At 46.4% G+C, this 20,824-nt stretch carries 16 protein-coding genes and 1 pseudogene; 4 read left to right on the forward strand and 13 right to left on the reverse strand.

All coding sequences use genetic code 11. The features are described 5' to 3' along the window. The first annotated feature begins 137 nt into the window (after positions 1-137). Positions 138-770, forward strand: a complete 633-nt coding sequence (locus QT987_RS20385) for a Vat family streptogramin A O-acetyltransferase (RefSeq protein ID WP_333243557.1) — start codon at positions 138-140, stop codon at positions 768-770. A 348-nt stretch (positions 771-1,118) separates the two neighbouring features. Here QT987_RS20385 and QT987_RS20390 read toward each other — a convergent pair whose 3' ends face one another. Beyond that, positions 1,119-2,354, reverse strand: coding sequence for a methionine gamma-lyase family protein (locus QT987_RS20390; RefSeq protein ID WP_333243560.1), 1,236 nt, complete (start codon positions 2,352-2,354; stop codon positions 1,119-1,121). 80 nt (positions 2,355-2,434) lie between these two features. Between QT987_RS20390 and QT987_RS20395 the strand changes: the two genes are divergently transcribed. Beyond that, complete coding sequence (locus QT987_RS20395) at positions 2,435-3,247, forward strand: acyl-CoA desaturase (protein ID WP_333052723.1); 813 nt, start codon at positions 2,435-2,437, stop codon at positions 3,245-3,247. A 358-nt stretch (positions 3,248-3,605) separates the two neighbouring features. Next, positions 3,606-4,424 carry a fatty acid desaturase gene (locus QT987_RS20400; protein WP_333052724.1) on the forward strand — a complete coding sequence of 273 codons (819 nt, stop codon included), beginning with the start codon at positions 3,606-3,608 and terminating at the stop codon, positions 4,422-4,424. A 114-nt stretch (positions 4,425-4,538) separates the two neighbouring features. Here the strand turns inward: QT987_RS20400 and QT987_RS20405 are convergent, their stop codons facing one another. From QT987_RS20405 to QT987_RS20455, 11 genes and pseudogenes are all read right to left on the reverse strand, one after another. Next, a complete protein-coding gene (locus QT987_RS20405) occupies positions 4,539-5,384 on the reverse strand; it encodes an ABC transporter permease (RefSeq protein WP_333052725.1) in 846 nt (281 codons plus the stop codon). A 137-nt stretch (positions 5,385-5,521) separates the two neighbouring features. Continuing rightward, the gene (locus tag QT987_RS20410) at positions 5,522-6,433 is read right to left on the reverse strand and encodes an ABC transporter permease (RefSeq protein WP_333052726.1); all 912 of its coding nucleotides are present in this window, start codon (positions 6,431-6,433) and stop codon (positions 5,522-5,524) included. 227 nt (positions 6,434-6,660) lie between these two features. Continuing rightward, entirely contained in the window at positions 6,661-7,791 is a 1,131-nt protein-coding gene (locus QT987_RS20415) for a spermidine/putrescine ABC transporter substrate-binding protein (RefSeq protein WP_333243563.1), read from the reverse strand. Between the two features lie 193 nt (positions 7,792-7,984). After that, positions 7,985-9,115 (reverse strand): ABC transporter ATP-binding protein, encoded by a 1,131-nt coding sequence (locus QT987_RS20420; protein WP_333243565.1) that lies wholly within the window; start codon positions 9,113-9,115, stop codon positions 7,985-7,987. A 384-nt stretch (positions 9,116-9,499) separates the two neighbouring features. Then, entirely contained in the window at positions 9,500-10,138 is a 639-nt protein-coding gene (locus QT987_RS20425) for a DUF4340 domain-containing protein (protein WP_333243568.1), read from the reverse strand. Positions 10,139-10,292: 154 nt separating this feature from the next. Beyond that, positions 10,293-12,323 (reverse strand): Gldg family protein, encoded by a 2,031-nt coding sequence (locus tag QT987_RS20430; protein ID WP_333243572.1) that lies wholly within the window; start codon positions 12,321-12,323, stop codon positions 10,293-10,295. Positions 12,324-12,367: 44 nt separating this feature from the next. Then, positions 12,368-13,270: an Rpn family recombination-promoting nuclease/putative transposase gene (locus QT987_RS20435; protein WP_333243575.1), complete on the reverse strand. Its 903-nt coding sequence runs from the start codon at positions 13,268-13,270 to the stop codon at positions 12,368-12,370. A gap of 114 nt (positions 13,271-13,384) precedes the next feature. Next, complete coding sequence (locus QT987_RS20440) at positions 13,385-14,185, reverse strand: ABC transporter permease (RefSeq protein ID WP_333052732.1); 801 nt, start codon at positions 14,183-14,185, stop codon at positions 13,385-13,387. Between the two features lie 2,776 nt (positions 14,186-16,961). Beyond that, positions 16,962-17,666, reverse strand: a pseudogene (locus QT987_RS20445) (ABC transporter ATP-binding protein); the annotation flags it as partial. Positions 17,667-17,867: 201 nt separating this feature from the next. After that, positions 17,868-19,193: a transposase gene (locus QT987_RS20450; RefSeq protein WP_333243578.1), complete on the reverse strand. Its 1,326-nt coding sequence runs from the start codon at positions 19,191-19,193 to the stop codon at positions 17,868-17,870. A 323-nt stretch (positions 19,194-19,516) separates the two neighbouring features. Continuing rightward, positions 19,517-19,744, reverse strand: a complete 228-nt coding sequence (locus QT987_RS20455; protein ID WP_333243581.1) for a hypothetical protein — start codon at positions 19,742-19,744, stop codon at positions 19,517-19,519. 154 nt (positions 19,745-19,898) lie between these two features. Between QT987_RS20455 and QT987_RS20460 the strand changes: the two genes are divergently transcribed. Further along, positions 19,899-20,096, forward strand: a complete 198-nt coding sequence (locus QT987_RS20460; RefSeq protein ID WP_332970604.1) for a helix-turn-helix transcriptional regulator — start codon at positions 19,899-19,901, stop codon at positions 20,094-20,096. Between the two features lie 73 nt (positions 20,097-20,169). Here QT987_RS20460 and QT987_RS20465 read toward each other — a convergent pair whose 3' ends face one another. After that, on the reverse strand, positions 20,170-20,814 hold the full coding sequence (locus QT987_RS20465; protein WP_333243584.1) for a Uma2 family endonuclease: 645 nt from the start codon (positions 20,812-20,814) through the stop codon (positions 20,170-20,172). Between the last annotated feature and the right edge of the window lie 10 nt (positions 20,815-20,824).

The raw sequence follows: 20,824 nt of genomic DNA on the forward strand, positions 1-20,824 counted from the left end.
GCCCGTCCTTTTTGGACGGGCGGGACGCCCATCCCACAAACTTGTGGAAGTTATTTAATTCTCATTCCTTAGAAGCAAACCTGACTCGAATTAACACTACATTAATCCAGTAGCTTAACAAATAAGGATTGAAACTTATGACAGAAATTGGACCCGATCCAAACCGACCTTATCCGATGGCCGATCAGCGGCGCGTATGCTTCATCAAAAACTTTATTAAATCCCCCAACATTATCGTCGGCGATTACTCATATTACGACGATCCAATAGATCCAGAAAATTTTGAAAAAAATGTACTTTATAACTACGGAAACGACCGATTAATTATTGGTAAATTTTGTGCGATCGCCACCAACGTCAAATTCATAATGAACGGTGCAAATCACAAACTCGACGGAATTTCAACTTATCCTTTTCCGGTTTTTGGAAATGGTTGGCAAACAGCCATGAATTTATTAATGGAACTGCCAAGTAAAGGCGATACCGTCATTGGCAATGATGTTTGGATCGGCTATGAATCCCTGATTATGCCCGGAGTAAAAATCGGCGACGGTGCAGTCATTGCCGCCAAATCCGTTGTAGTAAAAGACATTCCCCCTTACACCATTGCAGGTGGAAATCCCGCCCATCCAATCAAACAGCGTTTTAGCGATGCTGAAGTAGCACAACTATTAGAAATTAGGTGGTGGGAGTGGGAAATAGACAAGATTTCGCGCAATGTCAGTTTGATTATGCAAGGTGATATTCAAGCACTCAAAAAAGCTGAGTAAACTCGCAAATACAGCGATATTAATTTTAACTCTGATGCTGAGTACAGGTTCCGGCGCGATCGCGCCGGCGAGCAAACTCCCAGCAGCCGAGCCCGGAGAGATATTCTAATCTGCGTTCATCAGCGTCAATCTGCCTGCATCTGCGCTCAAAAAATCCCCAAAAATCACCATGCAAACCCAGGTATCCCCCATACCGTACCGCCCCTCCAACTTACTTAGGATTGCGAATTAAATAATTTACACTCTTGAAAGTGGGGAGTAGGGGTTGGGCTCTTATAGCCCGCCCTTTCTGGACGGGCGGGACGCCCATCCCACAAGAACCATCACGCATTGTAAGTTATTTAATTCTCATTCCTTAGCGGGGCCCACAGCCTCGATCGCATCCTCCAGGGCGATCGATACATGAGTCCAATGAGTCCCCCCCTGACAAAAAGCCACGTAAGGCTCCCGCAGAGGCCCGTCAGCCGAAAACTCCGACGTACTCCCATCAATAAAAGTACCCCCAGCCATCACTAACTGACTTTCATACCCGTGCATCGGAGCCGGCACCGGATCTAAATAGGAACCGACGGGGGAATTTTGCTGAACAGCCCGACAAAAAGCAATTAACTTATCAGCAGAACCGAATTCGATCGCCTGAATCACATCTCGTCTTCTAGCCAAAGGCATAGGATTCACTCGATAACCCAACTTATAAAAAACATAAGCCGTCAAATGATTGCCCTTCATCGCCTCGCCCACACAACCGGGAGCCATAAACAAACCCTGAAACAGCAACCGATTCAAATCAAAAGTTGCGCCGCCGCTGCTGCCGATTCCCGGTGCCGTCAAGCGACAAGTTGCCGCCTCCACCAAATCCGCCCTGCCGGCGACGTAACCTCCAGCAGGGACGATCGTACCCCCCGGATTTTTGATTAAAGAACCAGCCATCAGATCCGCACCCACAGCAGTAGGTTCGCAATCATCCACAAACTCCCCGTAACAATTATCAACAAAGCAAATTGTGTTAGGATTCTGATGTTTGACTATGGCGACGATTTTTTCAATCTCAGAAATAGACAAACTCGACCGCCAAGAATAGCCGCAAGAGCGCTGGATAAAAACCAGGCGAGTCTTTGCTGAAATAGTAGAGCTCAATGCCTGCCAATCCAAACTTCCTTCGCGAGTTAGAGGCAACTCACGGTAACTAATGCCAAACTCAAGCAGTGAACCTTGACCTTGCCCGCGCAAGCCGATCACTTCTTCTAAAGTATCGTAGGGAGAACCAGCCACTGCCAACATTTCGTCACCAGGACGCAGGATGCCAAAAAGAGCACAGGCGATCGCGTGAGTACCCGAAACAAACTGTACCCGGACAGCCGCAGCCTGGGCCCCTACCACTTCGGCAAACACCCCGTCCAAAGTCTCCCGACCCAAATCATCGTGGCCGTAACCCGTAACCCCTGCAAAATGGTGGACTCCAACCCGGTGGCTGCGAAAAGCTTTTAAGACTCGTTGAAGATTTTGCTTGACTGTAGTGTCAATACCAGAAAAAATCTGAAAGAGTGCCTGTTCTGCTTCCTGTAGCCGTGAAACGCTATTCATCTATACCTCGCTCACCCTTTGCGTGCGCGCTGTTCATTATGGCGTAGATGCGGCCCCTAGTTTGTAAACATAATATATTCATGACGATTGCAACTTCCAAAAAAACTTCTCCTGATTGGCCTGTCGTAGGCTTTATGGCCTTTCTGCACATCGGTGCTTTATTTGCTTTGCTGCCGGGTAATTTTAGCTGGTCTGCGGTCGGGCTAGCAGTCTTCCTGCATTGGGTAACAGGTGGTTTAGGAATTACTCTCGGATATCACCGCCTCGTCACCCACCGCAGTTTTCAAACACCCAAATGGCTAGAGTATTTTCTAGTTATTTGCGGTACCCTTTCCTGTGAAGGTGGCCCGATCGACTGGGTAGGAATGCACCGGTTACACCACATACATTCCGACACCGAAACAGATCCCCACGATTCCAATCAAGGCTTCTGGTGGAGCCACATGGGCTGGATGCTATCGGATCTCCCGATCAGAGTGGAAATCCCCCGCTTTACTAAAGACATCGGCGACGACCCAGTATACAAGTTTCTCCAAGCATATTTTATCCCCATCCAAGTTGTCTTCGGTGTGTTGCTTTATTTATTAGGCGGCTGGTCTTTCGTGGTGTGGGGCGTGTTTCTGCGGATCGTGGTGGTGTTCCACTGCACTTGGCTGGTTAACAGCGCTACCCACAAATTCGGCTACCGCACCTACGAGTCGGGCGATCGCTCGACCAACTGCTGGTGGGTTGCCCTCCTTACCTACGGCGAAGGCTGGCACAACAACCACCACGCCTTTCAATACTCGGCTCGCCACGGTCTCCAATGGTGGGAAATCGACTTCACCTGGATGACAATTCAATTGCTGCAATCGCTGGGTTTGGCAACCAAAGTGAAATTAGCAGAAAAATAGCGATCGGCAATTAGTCATTGGTTGTCGCTCATCAGTTCTGGACTAATGGCTGGTGACCAATGGCTAATCCTGTTTTTGCGATCGGTATAGGTTGGGTTGAACAGAGATCGAATCCCCTGGTGCGATCGACCCAACCAAAACCAGAATCAGTTATAATATAATTGGGAACAAAAAATTTTGTTTGGCAGCCAAATTTTTTATTTTCAAAATACAACCGTAAATCTTTTTCAATCCTAATCCCAAATCTATCATTGATTCTTTATTAGTTTGGGCAAGTGTGCAGCAAAAAAGTTCACTGCTCAATCCAAACTATTATGTGTGAATCTAGCTCGGCATCTCATCAGAAATCAAAAAGAGAATGACAATTGCAACGCAAGAAAAACTCCAATACAATTGGAAGCACGTTATTAGTTTAGCAGGACTTCATATCGGCGCTTTGTTCGCACTGCTACCCAGTAACTTCAATTGGACAGCAGTGGGTTTAACAGTATTCATGCACTGGATAACCGGCGGTTTGGGAATAACTCTCGGATGGCATCGCCTGCTCACCCACCGCAGTTTTCAGACACCAAAATTCGTAGAATACTTTCTAGCATTTTGCGGAGCCCTTGCCTGTCAAGGAGGAATAATTGATTGGGTTGGGCTGCACCGATTGCACCACACCCACTCTGACCAAAATGCGCTCGACCCTCACAATGCCCAAAAGGGTTTTTGGTGGAGTCACCTCGGCTGGATGCTATATAAAGGTCCAGCTCACGCTGAAATTCCCCGCTGCACAAAAGACATTTCGAGCGACCCCTTTTACCAGTTTTTGCAAAATTACTTTCTGCCAATTCAAATCGCCTTTGGCGTGTTGCTTTACTTAGCAGCCGGCTGGCCCTTTGTAGTTTGGGTAATTTTTGTCCGCTTAGTTTTCGTTTATCACTGCACCTGGTTTGTTAACAGCGCCACTCACAAATTTGGCTACCGCACTTACGAAACAAAGGATAGTTCTACTAACTGTTGGTGGGTGGCTGTCCTGACTTACGGCGAAGGCTGGCACAACAACCACCATGCTTATCAATACTCTGCGCGTCACGGGATGGAATGGTGGGAGATTGACTTCACTTGGATGACAATTCAAGTTTTGGAAGCACTAGGTTTGGCTACTAAAGTGAAATTACCAGCAGCAAAATAGCAGCAATTCTGTCCTAGACGCAGAACCTATGTAGGCTGCGTACTTCGCACCTTACCGCTTCAGAAACCCGGTTTCTTTAAGAAACCGGGTTTTTTGGTGACTAATAACCTATGACTAATGAGTCCGTTTTTGCTCGCCCCGGCCGCGCAAATATTCCGCTAAAAACGCCAATCCTCCCGAACCTACTATCAACAGCACGCTCAAAGCATTAATATCCGGTTTTACTCCTGTCCGAATTCGGCTAAAAATTTCCATCGGCAGAGTTGTAGTCCCGCTACCTGCGGTAAAACTAGCAATCAAAAAATCGTCCATGCTGAGGACAAAAGACAGGAGACAACCCGAAACAATTCCGGGTATTAATTGAGGGAGCAAAACTTTAATAAAAGCTTCAACAGGCGTTGCACCCAAATCCAAGGCAGCCTCTTCTAAATACGGGTTTAAATCGGCCAATCTAGTAGAAACAGCTAGGGCGATGTAAGCCAGACAAAACACAACGTGAGCGGCGACAATCGTCCACAAACTCAGAGGAATCGCCAGCGCTGCTAAAAATACCAGAGTAGCAACTGCGGTAGCAATATCTGGAATAATAATCGGCAAGTAGGAGACTCCCTGATATAAACTCTTGCCTGGAAAGCGGTAGCGGGCTAAACCAACCGCCATCAAAGTGCCGAGTACCGCCGAGATTGCCACTGCACAAACAGCCACTGTTAAACTGTTTCTCAGGGCAATTAAAATCCGCGTATCGCTAAATAATTTAACGTACCAATCTAAGGTAAATCCTTCCCAGCCGGCGCTAAAACGCGATTTGTTAAAGCTGTAAAAGGTGAGTACCAGGATGGGCAGGTACATATAAAAAAACATCACAACGGCAAATATTACCTGCCAAGAAACCTTAAATTTAGGTTTTAAGTACATATCGGCTTGTATGTCCTCCTGTGTATTTTCGGGGGTATTTTCCATTTCTCGGTAATCGGTAATTGGTAATTAATTGGTAATTGGTAATTGGTAATCGGTTGTTGTCAGTTGTTATTTGTGAGTAGCTACCAATAACCAGTAACCAATAACTAATGACTAATAACTACTGACTAATGACTTCTTTAAATTGCATTACGATCGCCATATTTGAGCAAAAGGGCAATTCCGATACTCACTGCAAAGATTAATACCATACTCAGAGCCGAACCCAGACCCCAATTTTGAGTCGCTCCCAAAAACTGATTGTAAATCAAACGAGCCGCCGTCATGCTCGAAGCTCCACCGAGCAACTCTGGATCGACAAAATCGCCCAAACAGCTAATAAATACTAGCAAAGAACCCGCAGCAATTCCCGGCATCGTCTGAGGTACTGTCACTTTCCAGAAAGTTTCCACTGGATTGGCGCCCAAATCCTGAGATGCTTCTAGCAACCTGCGGTCTAACTTTTCTAAAGAAGCGTAAAGAATTGTCACTATATAAGGCAAATAACTGTAAGCCATGCCGATTAAAACTGCGGAACTTTGATTAAGTAATTCCAGAGGAGGAATTCCTACAAGTGCCAGCAGCGAGTTGAGAACCCCCGTAGGACGCAGAATTGTAATCCAAGCATACGATCGCAACAGCGAAGAAGTCCACAGCGGCAACACAAAGCCTAACAAAGTTAAATTCCGCCACTTTTTCGAGACATTGAGGGCGATCCAGTAAGCGACGGGAAATCCCAGCAGCAAACACAGAATAGTAGTCCCCGTTGCGAAAAAAAGCGATCGACCAATCACCTGCAAATTCAGCGGCTCAAACACTCGCAGGTAATTGCCGATTCCCGAAGGATTCACCAAGTCTCCCGGCTTAATATTCGGCACCAAACTAAGCTGAAAAATCACCAAAGTTGGTATGACTAATAATAAAAGCAGCAACAAGCCAGAAGGGCCGAGCAATGCCAGTGGCCCAGCCCACGCCGACCAGCGAGAAACAGTTTCAGCCTTCGAGGGAGAACCGGGAGGAAGAGGAGGGGGAGCTTGAGTGGAAACAGCCATAAATAAATAGTTTTGAGTTTTGAGTTTTGATTTGTAGGGGCGGGTTTCACCTACAATAATCGCCTAAAATAAACAATCTCATAAACCCGCCCCCACCCCACGGTAAATCGAAATGTAATGTAGGGGCGGGTTCACCTACAATAATCGCCTAAAATAAACAATCTCATAAACCCGCCCCCACCCCACGGTAAATCGAAATCTACATGAAATTTATGGCAAAAATAAGATTAGCCGCTGGTTAATTGAGTCCAATAGCGATCGTACACGTCTATAAATTTTCCTACCGGAGCAACACCTTCGCAATTTTTCAAAGTTGCCTCAGAAGGGAAAAGAATTTCATTTTCGCGGACTTCCGGCGTCAGCAAACTAAAAGCATCTTCCGAAGGAGTTGAGAAACTGAGCCGTTCTACTAAAGAAGCAGCGACATCCGCTTGCAGCATAAAGTTAATCCACTTATAAGCTGCTTCGGGATTGGGAGCACCTTTAGGAATTACTAAAGTGTCAGTCCACAGAGAAGAACCGCTTTTTGGCACAACATAGCGCAATTTGTCATTATCTGGAATTACCTCATTAGCATCAGAAGAATAACACATAGCTACCTTCAAATCCCCCGTCAGCATTTGCGGCCGCCAAGCATCAGTGGTAAAAGATGCGATCGCCGGTTTGAGTTCAACCAACTTTTCATAAGCTTGTTTCACTTGCTCTGGGTTCGTAGAATTGAGAGAATAGCCCAACATCCGCAGCGCAGCACCCATCACTTCTCGAACATCATTTGCCAGCGTCATTCGCCTTGCTAACTCCTGTTTGTGCTTCCACAAATAGTCCCAATCTTCAGGAGCTTCTTTGAGCTGTTCGCTGTTGTAAATTAAGCCTGTGGTTCCCCAACTCACAGGGACGCTGTAGCGGTTTCCTGGGTCATAGACGGGGTTTTGGAACTGTTTTTTGAGCCGATCGAGTCCGCCCAAAATCGAGTGGTCTAATTGGCTCAACAGCCCCAGTTCCGTCATCTGAATCACCATGTAGTCAGACGGGTAAATGATGCTGTAGGCGCGGGCGCCACCGGCTTGAACTCTCGCCAGCATCGACTCATTGGAGTCGAATACATCTGCGATGACGCGGATGCCTGTTTTTTCGGCAAAGCGATCGAGCAAAGCGTTATCGGTATAGCCTGCCCAAGTATAGATGAAAAGTTGGTCGGCATCACCTTTGACGGGAGGAGCAGATTGTACGTCTGCAAGCCGCCAGCCACAACTCGAAACAGCTAAACCGGAAATTGTCGCCGCCGAATTTTTTAGGAACTGACGGCGTGTAGAATTAGCCGGAAAAATCCTGGAAATTGGTAAGTTAGTCGGAGGCACAGTTCGATTTTAGATTTTAGATTTTAGATTTTAGATTGGGGAATTGGGGATTGGGGAATTGGTAATTGGGAATTGCTAATCGGGAATTGGGAATTGTCCTATGTTATTTGTTAGGAGAACGAACCACCAACAAATCACCAATGACTAATGACTAATGACTAATGACTAATGCCAACTACCAACTGCCAACTGACTAATTCCGATCAGTCAAAGCGAGACAATCAGTAGTTCCCCAGTAAGCGTAAATCGGCGTGTGCGGATCTGGGAAAGAACCGCCGGTATTTGGCTGGCGCACTGTAATTTTATCGCCCGACGGCAACTCAACGACGTAATGAACGTGCGTCCCCATGTACATAGTATTTTTGAGCCGCCCTTCAAAACAGTTGACCGACACTTCCGGCTGGTAGAGATTCAAATATACTTTTTCCGGCCGAACGCTGACCACAACAGAGTCGCCTGTGACACCATTCCACATATCCGACTGCTGAACGATTATTTTCAGATTGGCTGATGTGCGAACTGTGATAGTCGATCGGTCGATCGATTCTACCGTACCCGCAAACAAATTCGTATCGCCAATAAAATCCGCCACAAAAGCCGTCTGCGGACACTCATAAATTTCTTCAGGAGAGCCAATTTGCTCAATCCTGCCCTCGTGCATCACCGCAATCCGGTCAGACAGACTCATCGCCTCTTCTTGGTCGTGAGTCACCATCACAAAAGTCAAACCCAATTCTTGATGCAAATTCGACAGTTCCAACTGCATCTGCTTCCGCAACTTCAAATCCAGAGCACCCAGGGGTTCGTCCAACAGCAGAACAGCCGGTCGATTTACCAGAGCTCTCGCCAAAGCCACCCGCTGCTGCTGGCCGCCCGACATTTGACCGGGAAACCTGTTGGCGAAAGATTCCATTTTCACCAATTGCAAAACTTCCCGTACCCGTTCTTCAATTTCTGCTTTCCCCAGCTTTTTGATCCGCAATCCAAAAGCGATATTGTCCCAGACATTCATGTGTCCGAACAAAGCATAGCTTTGAAACACAGTATTTACCGGACGGCGGTAAGCTGGAGTGTTGGTCATCGACTGGCCGCGAATCATCAATTCGCCCGCCGAGGGAGTCTCGAACCCAGCGATTAAGCGCAGCGTCGTAGTCTTGCCGCAGCCACTGGGCCCGAGGATGCTAAAAAATTCTCCTTGGCGGATGTTGAGGTCAACTCCACGGACTGCGGTTTCGCCATTAAATACCTTAAATACCTTGCGGAGTTCAACGTCAAGCGCTGTATCCGTTGCTGTCGTACCTTGGTTGAGTGCTGTCTGAAACATATTCGCCCTTTCCTGGGGGTAATGCACGCCACTTAAATACAGTTTAAGTTTAGACTTTTCTGTATTTTAGGTGAGGAATGTTGGATGTAACAGGTTTTGGGATTGGTTCTTTAAATTCTATCCCAGAGCGCACCATTGTCAGCAACAGGCTTTCCGGCCTGTTCCACAAGACAATTCACTCTTTGTGGAACAGGCACCATTGTCAGCAACAGGCTTTCCGGCCTGTTCCACAAGACAATTCACTCTTTGTGGAACAGGCACCATTGTCAGCAACAGGCTTTCCGGCCTGTTCCACAAGACAATTCACTCTTTGTGGAACAGGCATCTTGCCTGTTCATAAAAGGCTTATTGAGAATGGTGCAACATCTCAGATCAACTGGGCATCTATTTATTCTCAGGACTTGGCGTGGGAGAGGGTTTTTGCGGTTTCTCGGTCTTGGGTGCTTCTGCTTTTTTCCACTCTGACAAAGGTCGTTGGACGGCATTTTTAAAGTCAAAAGGCACTAGCAGCACGGGCAAATTTTGGGCGGAATTTTGAGGGGGCGCTTCCGGCGGATTGGCTTGAGCGTACAAGAAGCGGCCGCTAAAGTCTGTTTTGCCTAAAACTAGGCGGTGAGTTTCCTGGTTGTCCAGTTTTACTGTGACTGTAGCTTGGGGTTGGTCGAGACCGAATTCGGGCAGTTGAGCAGCAGTAGTATTAATCGTGCGATCGCTCTTTCCTGTTGCCAGCCTGTCTAGCAAAAAATCCACCGATGCCTGACTTGCGTGTGCTTGCACTGGCAATTTCATTTCCCAGCTAGACTTGCCTCCTTTTGTAGCATAAACTCGCTCAAAAGTCAATATTTTTTCGGGAGTTTTGACTGTAAAGAATTGTACGCGATCGGAGTTAAAAGCAAAAATTTTCTGTTTTTCTTCCTTAGCAGCTTCCTGTTTAGGAGCCACTTGCATCTCGAACAAAGCAACCAACCCAGTCATGCTAAGTGCGACGGCTATCAATACAAATGTATTTTTCTGCAATTTCATAGTAACTGGGAATTGGGCATTGGGAATTGGGCATTGGGCATCGGGAATTGGGAATTGGGCATTGGGGAGTCTGTTATTAATAACAACTGACAACTGTCAACTGACAACTGTCAACTGACAACTGTCAACTGACAACTGTCAACTGTCAACTAACTTATCTTCTCTTCCACCAGATAGCGCCCCCAATTCCCAGTCCGAGTAAAGGCCAAATTAGCCAAGCTAAAACCAGCAATCCTACTTGGATAGCCGTCATGTTAATGCGACGGTTGGTAGCTTTTTTCGGACTGATAGAAAAGCTTTGCTGGTCTGGTTTACTCAACCAACTGACTGAATTGAGAAACACGTCGCTATTGAGTTGTTGGTCAAACCAACCGTTAGTCACAAATTGAGATGTGCCAATTACTACCATTCGCGATGTTTTTCTAGAAGCTGAAGGCACAGAAGGAGTTGCGGTTGGACTGGGAGATGCTGTGGGAGATGCTGTGGGAGATGCTGTGGGTGTTGGCGAAGTCGTCGGTAATGCTGGAGGCGTAGCTTCTTGCGAGACAATCACCGAATAGCTGATTGGGGAAGCTGTTGGCGAAGTTGTCGGTGATGGTAAATCTGTCGGCGATGGGGAAGTTGTCGGTGAGGGTGAATCTGTCGGCGATGGGAAATCTGTCGGCGATGGGGAATCTGTCGGCGATGGTGAATCTGTCGGCGATGGGGAATCTGTCGGCGATGGGGAATCTGTCGGCGATGGGGAAATTGTCGGTGAGGGTGAATCTATCGGTGAGGGTGAATCTGTCGGCGATGGGGAATCTGTGGGTGAGGGTGAATCTATCGGCGATGGGGAATCTGTCGGCGATGCTTGGGGTGAAGGCGAGGGGGAAGTTGGTGTTGGTGAAGGTGAGGGCTTTGAGGGAGTGGTGTCAGTGGACGATCGAACTAAAGCTACACCTAATAATAGCGGGCCTTGTCGATCGGTCTTCTGATCGAACTCCAATTTCTTAGTCGTTAAATCGCTTTCCGCCCAACTTTCCTGACTCGTCCAAATCAGCGGTTTTGCCTCTATCCCTTCTACTGGCGAGGTTTCCAAAGCACGCGCAAACGGATAAAATGAAATGCCGTTGCCAAAACTTTGAGTAATCGGATGTTCGCCGTAGCGCCTGACTGTGGGAACCGTGGGGCCCAGGCCAAATCTTTGACCAGTGCCCGAAGCATCGATGGCCAAACGGGTGTCTAGTTTTACGCCCCATTCTTCCAGCAATTTGCCCAATCCCGTATCAATTGCCGGGTCTACCATTAACAATAAACTGCCACCGCGATCGAGATAAGCTTTTAGTGCTTTAATTTCTGTATCGGAAAACGGTTTGTCCTGCCCGGGAACGATTAAAGCATCTGCATCTTCTGGCACTTCTTTGCGTTCGGTCAAATTCAGCGTTTGGGCGTTGTAGTATTTATCTTTCAAAGCTTTTTCAGCTTGCTGAATTCCGCCTTGACCTTCCTGTATCGGGCGGGCTCCTTTGCCTTGTAAAAAGTAAACTGTAGCAACGCGAGTGCTCAGGATTTCTTCTAAGCCATTGGTAAGTTTTATCTCTGAAAGCCCTTGATTTGGGTCGCTACCAAAAGCAGTCCCACCTTTTTGCAGAACTTGTTTTTTGTCGCCGGATTGCAGGTAAACTTCTCCGATGCTGGTAATGCTAAATTCCCGCGCTTTTCCAGGTTGGGCCTGCGGGTCAACAAACTCGAATTGGAACTTTTCGCCTCCCTCGCGTTTGTAGTTTTGCAGCAATTCTTTGATTTGGGGATTTTGGATGGGGTCAAATACCCAAACTTTGACTGTTTGTTGCAGGTTTCGCAGTATTTGTTGAGTCTGCGGGGCAAGGGTAAATTGTTGGCTTTCTGTTAAGTCAATGCGGACGGGATAGCGAACGGCTATGAAGTTAATTACTCCGAGAATCACAAAGACGGCTAGGGTGGCAATCAGGGCGTTGGTGCTGGCTTGAGTGGAACGCTGCCCCCAAAAGCTTTGTTCGTAACTCAAATATAGCAGCCAAAGGGCGATCGTCACTGCTCCTGCAATCACTAAACCGACTGTCAGAGGTTCCCATACTCCAGATACAAGTGCTGCTGTTACCCCCGCTGCGATGAGGAGGGGGCCCAGCAAAAAAACGTATTTCCAATTTGTTTTCCTAATTTTCATAATGTAAATATTGAGTGACAAAATTATGGTTGGAGGATGTTATTCTATATCGCATTAGCCTGCAACCATGCTGTTAAATCGGATGGCTTGTTGAAATCGATCACGGCATCTCCTAGTTCTTCTAATTCCTGTATACCTAATTGACGGATGCTGTTTTCAGTTTCCGGTTGTATTGTGCCTAAGCGCTTCACTAGCTGACGCAATATTAACGAGACTTGAGCAGCTTTTGTCACCTGTTCTCTGGCTACATCTATGGCAATCTGCTGGTCTTGAATCCACAGTTCTTGCTTCTGCAATTCATTTAATTCTTCCTGAGTGAAGTTTTCCTCGCTGGCAATTCTAAAAGCTTTCTGAATTTCGGGAACGGCACTGAGTGTTTCTGGTACTGTCTCCAGAGTGCTGGTATTTTCTAGAAAGTAAATCCATTGATCTGCGGTTGTTTCTAATTCTGCTAATTCCTTGCTAAATTTTGGCAGTTCGATAAATACTAATTCTATTTCAGTATCTGGACACTCAAACTGTTGTTCTTTTTCTTGGAAAACAAACCGTGACATAAATTCGGGCTGATTTTCAAACATTTCAAAGTCGGCAATTTTCAAGGAAATTACTGTTTTTAGTCTTTCGTAGCGTTCTTTTCCTGTTAATTGCTGGCTGTAGCTTTTGGCAGCGTTGTACAAAACTCTGTTTCCAAAGGAAGGCACGTTGATTAGTTGAATTTCAACTAGGGCGATTCTGCCGCCGTTAATTGTGGCTTTGACATCTAGGTGTGTGTCTTGGGTTGCGAGAGTTTGAGGTTCTGGTTGGGAGTCGATTATTTCTAAGTCTTCGATGACCGGCTGGGCTTCATAAAGGATGGCGTTTAAAAAATTAATCAGGATGTCTTTGCTGTCGCTGGAACCGAATATTTTTTTGAACGCAAAGTCGATTTTGGGATTGATAAATCTCATTGTTTGAGGTATTTTGTAGAATGATTAACAGGGAAAAATAACCTTCCCTTTGCTCTTTACTTCTCTTTACTTTGGCAAAAATAACCTTCTCTGTCTCGGCCTTGTCTAGTGTTTTTAAGAACGCTGATATCGCAAGGCATCGATGGATTGGGCGGTCAGAAATACTCCTAAAATGATGTAACTGGCAAACATAATTAAACTGCTGGTATCGAAAACTCCCTTGACAAGATTGGTGTAATTTGTTAGGAGCGACAAATGTCCTAATGCTGTTCCGAAGGGGCCACCGATACTGACGGCGACTGCATCGATCACCCAGAGAAATAATACTAGAGTGAAGGTGAGGATGGCTGATAAAATTGTGCTGTCGGTGAGGGAGGAAATAAACATTCCGAGGGACAATACTCCTGCTGCTAGTAAGATTAAGCCGCCGTGTCCTAGCAGAAGAACTCCGGGGGGTACGGGTGGGGTTGAGGAACTGAGGGCGATCGCCTCGCAGAACAGCAGGGGCAGCAACATTGTGGTATAAAATGTTAAAACTCCCAGGAGTTTGCCGGTAGCAACGGCCCAGTTTGTTAAGGGCGATGTGGCTAATAGTTCTAAGGTTCCACGTTTGCGTTCTTCTGCGTAAAGTCCCATTGAGAGTACGGGTAGTACGAACAAGGAAAGGGAACCCATGATTCGCAGGAAGAGTTGCAGGAATTCGTAGGCTACGTCGATGGGAGGTTCGGTAATTCCCATTTGGTCTCGCTGGCCGATTTGGGGAATTAACCCGTCGGGGGCTAGGAGGATGGCTATTAAAAAGTAGCCGGTGATTAGCCAAAAGACTGCTGCGATGGCATAGGCTAATGGCGATGCAAAATAGCTTTGTAGTTCTTTGCGGTAAATTGCGACAATATTACTAATCATTACTAACATTTAGGAATTGGGAATGGGTAATTGGGCATTGGTAATTGGTTCATTCTGAGTCGCCTGCGGGTGGTGTTTCACTGCTGTCGCTATCCTGTTTTTTTCTTTCTATTGGTCGCTTTTTGGTAACAGGTGGCTGTTCGGGCCGAGAATCGCTACTCGGTTGTGGCTTTTTTTTAATTGGCCGATTTTTTACAACTGGTTGGGATTCTGGTTGAGAACGTTCGATCGACTTTGGTGCATCTACAATCGGTTCTGATTCTGGTTGAGAACGTTCGATCGACTTTGGTGCATCTACAATCGGTTCTGATTCTGGTTGAGAAAGCTCGATCGACTTTGGTGCATCTAAAATCGGTTCTGATTCTGGTTGAGAAAGCTCGATCGACTTTGGTGCATCTAAAATAGGTTCTGGTGCTGGTTGAGAAAGTTCGATCGACTTTGGTGCATCTAAAATCGGTTCTGATTCTGGTTGAGAAAGTTCGATCGACTTTGGTGCATCTAAAATCGGTTCTGATTCTGGTTGAGAAAGTTCGATCGACTTTGGTGAATCTAAAATCGGTTCTGGTTCTGGTTGAGAATGCTCGATCGACTCTACTGTTTCTACAATCGGTTCAGGTTCTAGTGGAGAAAGTTCGATCGACTCTACTGTTTCTACAATGAGTAGATTTTCGACAATCGGTTCTGGCTGAGAAAGTTCGATCGACTTTGGTGCATCTAAAATCGGTTCTGGTGCTGGTTGAGAAAGCTCTATCGACTTTGGTGCATCTAAAATCGGTTGGGGTTCTGGCTGAGAAAGCTCGATCGGCTCTACCATTTGAACAATCAGCAGATTTTCGACAATCGGTTCTAGTTGAGAAAGTTCGATCGACTCTGGTGTTTCTGAAACTTTGAGATTTTCGACAACCGGTTCTGGCTGAGAAAGCTCGATCGGCTCTACCATTTGAACAATCAGCAGATTTTCGACAACCGGTTCTGGCTGAGAAAGCTCGATCGACTCTGGTGTTTCTGAAACTTTGAGATTTTCGACAACCGGTTCTGGCTGAGAAAGTTCGATCGACTCTGGTGTTTCTGAAACTTTGAGATTTTCGACAACCGGTTCTGGCTGAGAAAGCTCGATCGACTCTACTGTTTCTACAATAAGTAGATTTTCGACAACCGGTTCTGGCTGAGAAAGTTCGATCGACTCTACTGTTTCTACAATAAGTAGATTTTCGACAATCGGTTCTGGTTGAGAAAGTTCGATCGACTCTACTGTTTCTACAATGAGTAGATTTTGGACAATCGGTTCTGGTTGAGAAGGCTCGATCGACTCTGGTGTTTCGACAATGAGTAGATTTTCGACTATCGGTTCTGGTTGAGAATGCTCGATCGACTCTGGTGTTTCGACAATGAGTAGATTTTCGACTATCGGTTCTGGTTGAGAATGCTCGATCGATTCTTGTCTTTCTACAGTTTCCAGAAAATCTGCCACTGGTTGCATTCCAGGTTCTAAATCGCTTATTTCCTCTGCTGTTTCTGCAATTGGTTCAGATTCTGGTTGAGAATAGTCGCTCGACTCTACTGTTTCTACAACTTGCAGATTTTGGACAATCGGTTCTGGTTGAGAATAGTCGCTCGACTCTACTGTTTCGACAACTGGTTCGGATTCTCGTTCATGATGCTCGATTGACTCTACTGTTTCTGGAACAACGGGCAGATTTTCGACTATCGGTTCTGGTTGAGAATGCTCGATCGACTCTACTGTTTCTGAAACTTCTAGATTTTCGACTATCGGTTCTGGTTGAGGATGCTCGTTCGACTCTACTGTTTCTACAACTGGTTCCGATGCTGGTGGAGAAGGTTCGATCGGGAGTATCTCACTTTTGTAAAAAATGTTTTTTACAAAAGTGAGCATCCTGCTTGCTTGTTTAGATATCTGTAGCGAGTAAGATGATCTGGTTCCTGTGACACCCAAACTGAGATTGTTCCCTTTTATCGGCTGTACGGTTTCTACAACTGGTTCGGATTCTGGTTGAGTATGCTCGTTCGACTCTACTGTTTCTGAAACAACGGGCTGATTTTCGACTATCGGTTCTGGTTGAGGATGCTCGTTCGACTCTACTGTTTCTGAAACTTCTAGATTTTGGACAATCGGTTCTGGTTGATGATGCTCGATCGACTCTACTGTTTCTACAACTTGCAGATTTTGGACAATCGGTTCTGGTTGAGGATGCTCGTTCGACTCTACTGTTTCTGAAACAACGGGCTGATTTTCGACTATCGGTTCTGGTTGAGGATGCTCGATCGACTCTACTTTTTCGACAACTGGTTCTGATTCTGGTTGAGAATGCTCGATCGACTCTACTTTTTCGACAACTGGTTCTGATTCTGGTTGAGAATGCTCGATCGACTCTTGCCTATCTGAAACTAGCGAATTTTCGACAATCGGTTGCGATTCCGATTGATGAGAATCGGCGATCGAGTCTTGAATTTCTGCTGATTCTTGGAGATTTCGATCGACCTCTGGTTCGGTGTGAACCAGATTTTCTTCCGGTTTCTTTTCAGCCGCTGTCAGCCTTAAAAACACATCTTCCAGAGTAGCGCGAGAGCGACGCATTTCGCACAGTCCAAATCCAGATGCGAGGATAGCTGCGGCAATTTCTCGTCCGGGTTCTATGTCGGGTTCGCACAATGCCCGCAGGCGGTAGCGACTCACTAAAAATTGATTGCTTGGAATCAATTCGATCGATCGAACTCCCCGCAAATTTTCCAAAGAAGGCAACAGCAGACTGTTTACCAAATCGGCCTCGCCTTCAACTTCGACTTCGTAACCCTCTCCCACCGCCAACTCTCCCATCAAATTTTCGGGAGTACCCGCAGCGACGATTTTACCGCGATTGATGATGGTGACGCGGTTGCAAGTCATGCTGACTTCCGGCAGAATGTGCGTGGAAAGGATGATTGTGTGCTGGCCGCCAAGGCTTTTGATTAAATTGCGGACTTCGATGATTTGTCGGGGGTCGAGGCCGACGGTTGGTTCGTCTAAGATAATTACCGGGGGGTCGTGGACGATCGCCTGGGCGATACCGACGCGCTGGCGAAATCCTTTAGAAAGCTTGCGGATTAAAACTTTGCGTTTATCAACCAGGCCACAGCGTTCGATCGCGGAGGTAACTCGTCGTGCGCGATCGCCCGCAGGTACTTGCTTAATCCGGGCCACAAAAAACAGAAACCCTTCCACAGTCATTTCTGGATAAAGCGGCGGGTTTTCCGGCAGATAGCCGATGCGCTGTCTGACGGCCATCGAGTTTTCGTGAACATCCATGCCGGCGATGCGGGCCGTACCGCTGGATGCCGGCAAATATCCCGACAAAATCCGCATCGTTGTGGTTTTGCCCGCGCCGTTTGGCCCCAAAAAACCGAGAATTTCTCCTGATTCGACCGAAAAAGACACGTCCGCGATCGCTGCGGTCGAACCGTAAGTTTTGCTCAAGGCATCTACTTCAATCATTTGTCAGAAGTCACGCGATTTTAGGTTTGAGATTTTAGATTTACTTTACCAACCACAGGCGGGACGCCTGTTCCACGAAGGGGAAAGTCCCGCCCGATCGGCGGGTCGATCGAATTTATGGCGAAATTTTTAATTTGATTTTGTCTTCCAGTGTAGTCTGGCAAGAACCAAATCTATCATAAGGGTCGATCGGACTGTCAACTACCCAGCATCAAGCGGAGTACCGCTATGATGTGGGCTTGTATCTGAACTCCACCGCAATTCCGAAAACCTTTGTAGGATTTGGGCTTTGGTTTCACCGCTCGATACATCAGGGGATGCTGACAAGCTCCCCGTGCTCATCCAGTCTTGCCGGACAAGCAACGCTCTCATTGCAATATTTCGCGCACCAACCAAATCAGCGTGTAACTCATGACTACAACATTCGCATCGAAACAATAGTCCTTTGTTTGGTCTATTAGCATCCGAACTATGTCCACATTTAGGACAACTTTTCGATGTGTCATGAGCCGGAACTTTAGTTGCTAACGAACCATTTAGATTGGCTTTGTAGTCGATATACCCGTGCAATTCGGCATAAGACCATTTAGCTTTATTTCGATTAGCTCTACGTCTCTTTTTGCTTGCCTTCCTGCCCGATTTCCTCCTAGTCCTGTCCCGTATTCCGGTGAGGTTTTCTAGTCCAATTAGGGTGTTAGGTTTGGCAATATCCTTACTGATCAGGTGGTTTACATCAGCGATAAACCGTCTTTCTTTCCCAGACAAAGCGATTAGTCTTCGCTTCGCTGAACGAGTGTCTTTACGCTGAAGAGTCATCCGTGCTTTATGGTAGCGGTTAGCTTTATGTCTAGCATTCTTCCCTGAGTAGAATTTAGCCTTATTTTGCAAGTCTATTTCCACCGCTAAGTAGCGCATACCCACGTCAACACCAGAGACTCTAGTTATTTTCAGTGGGTCAATCTTAGGCGTTTCTATTTCGATACTTACCATCAGATAGTATATCTTGGAGGAACGCTGATAGACAATTTTAGCCGCTCCAATCCTGGCACCATTAGCAATTAAATCTAAATGCTTATTGTAACCATCATACGAGACCACTATTCGACCTTGGAGAGTGATGATACTCACTTGCCTCTCGGCTTTAAAAGAGTAGTCACGTTGATAATTTAGGGTACAAGTTCGAGATATATATTTGGGGGCTTTGTCTAGCCCTTTATACCGTCTCTTCGTGTAGCCTTTAGCAATAGCATCGTTAGATTGTTTTACCTTAGTCCACAGAGTCTTATAGGTTCCAGACACTTGTCTGGGTACATTGCAAGCCATTTGCGCTCCCAGCCCAAATCGAACCCGCAATTCGTTGTAGACCGCTTTCTGTAACTTAGCACCATTGCTGGTTTTGCCTGCATCAAAAGCAACTTGTGAAGTGTAATTCAAGGCATCTCGGTAGGCTAAAGCAGTCTGAGACACCAAAGCTTTTTGCTCGGCAGTCAGTTTTAGTTTTAGCTTGGCGGTGATTACTTGGGACATTATTTTCACGAACTTTGGTATTATTGTATCTCGTGAAGATAGTAAAAACAAGGGGCAGGATCAGGAATCTGTTCGTTCTTCGACCACCCCTTCCCGTACAACATCTAAAGATTGTCGGTTTTGGTCAGGGGTGGATCTCTTCACTCACGCGCATTCCTTCCGACGCTCACGCCCTGCGGTAGAGCGCGGGACTCCTGCTGTCTAGTTGAAGCAAAATGCTAGGTAGTAGGGTGCGGCGCGGGGAAATGATTAGCCGATGTACATCGAATCGCTACCAACCGACGCACCCTACCAGTAGAGTCCGTGCCTACCCGAACCCTCTACTAGCTGCCTTCGATGTTGTTAGGCGCTGTTTCTAGGTTGATATCGGCATTAAAAACAATCACAAATTGAGCATGGGGGATTAACTGCCGGACGATCCGCAGATAGCCGTCAGCATCGGAATGCCTGAAAAAGTGGGCCACAGTGATTCGCTGCATATTGGGAAGCAGGCGAACAACCAACCACCTGTTAAGGCGCTGTTTGTAGGGCATAATTAAGTTTGTCTCCATTCAGTGTTGGAGCCAAAGCCAGTTCAATGCTTGTCTAGGGCGCGGACTGGCTTTTGACTTTTGTTAGACTTTGTGTCTATCTCTAGGTTATGACACCAACTACATATAGTCAACTGAATAAATAGAATAAACTGAACTAAGTACGGGACATATAATGACGCTGGGGCAAAAGCTAAGAGAAAGACGTGAAAGTCTAGGTTTGACTCGAATACAAGTGGCAAGAGCGTGTAATGTGGTGGAATCCACAGTAATCAACTGGGAAACCGACAGACACGTCCCCAAGCTATACCCAGCACAGATGAAAGCCCTGTGCGACTTATTGAAATTCTCGATCGAAGATTTAGTAGTTTAGCTTGGGGAGTTAAGATCGAGTAGGTTGGACAATCGCGCTTTTTTGCAGAGAGGGCGATCGCTTTCTATTTGGATTACTGCTGAAATTGAGCCAACAACCAAGCCCCTACCTGTGCTTGATCTTCAGTGCGACTCCGCCGCAAAGCCTCTTCCAACACAGCAATAGTTAATCCCGGCAAAACTTCCGATCGCACAAGCCGCCGACTGCCATTATCAGCAATAATAGCAAAGGCAATAATTTGAGATTTCTGCACGTCTACTACCCAATATTCAGCAACTTTTAACTCTTCGTAAAGCAACCGTTTTTCACCAATATCATCAGCCAAAGTTGAGTCAGCAACTTCTATGACTAAATCTGGCGGTGGGGTAACGTCAAGACTTGCGATCGAACTTCCCCTCGGTGCTAATTGCGCTCTTTCTCCAATATAGTATGATACATCCGGTTGACACTCTCGCACTCCTGTTTTCCGGTAGCTACAGTTATCCAATCCGTTAAGAGAAATACCTTTGATAGTACAAAATAGGTTAATTGCGAAAAGTGCGATCGCATTATCCTGTGCACGATCAGGCCCTACTGACATAGTTTCAATCCTCATTTGTCCGTTGCGGTAATAGCATTTGGCTTTACTGTAAGCTGGGTCATCTGCCATCGCGATGAATTCTTCCCATGTTGCTACCACCCAGGTGTCTGTCGGTAATTTAGTTATTAAGGTACTCATTTTTCACCTT

The sequence above is a fragment of the Microcoleus sp. SVA1B4 genome (assembly GCF_036700545.1).
Classification (GTDB): domain Bacteria; phylum Cyanobacteriota; class Cyanobacteriia; order Cyanobacteriales; family Microcoleaceae; genus Microcoleus.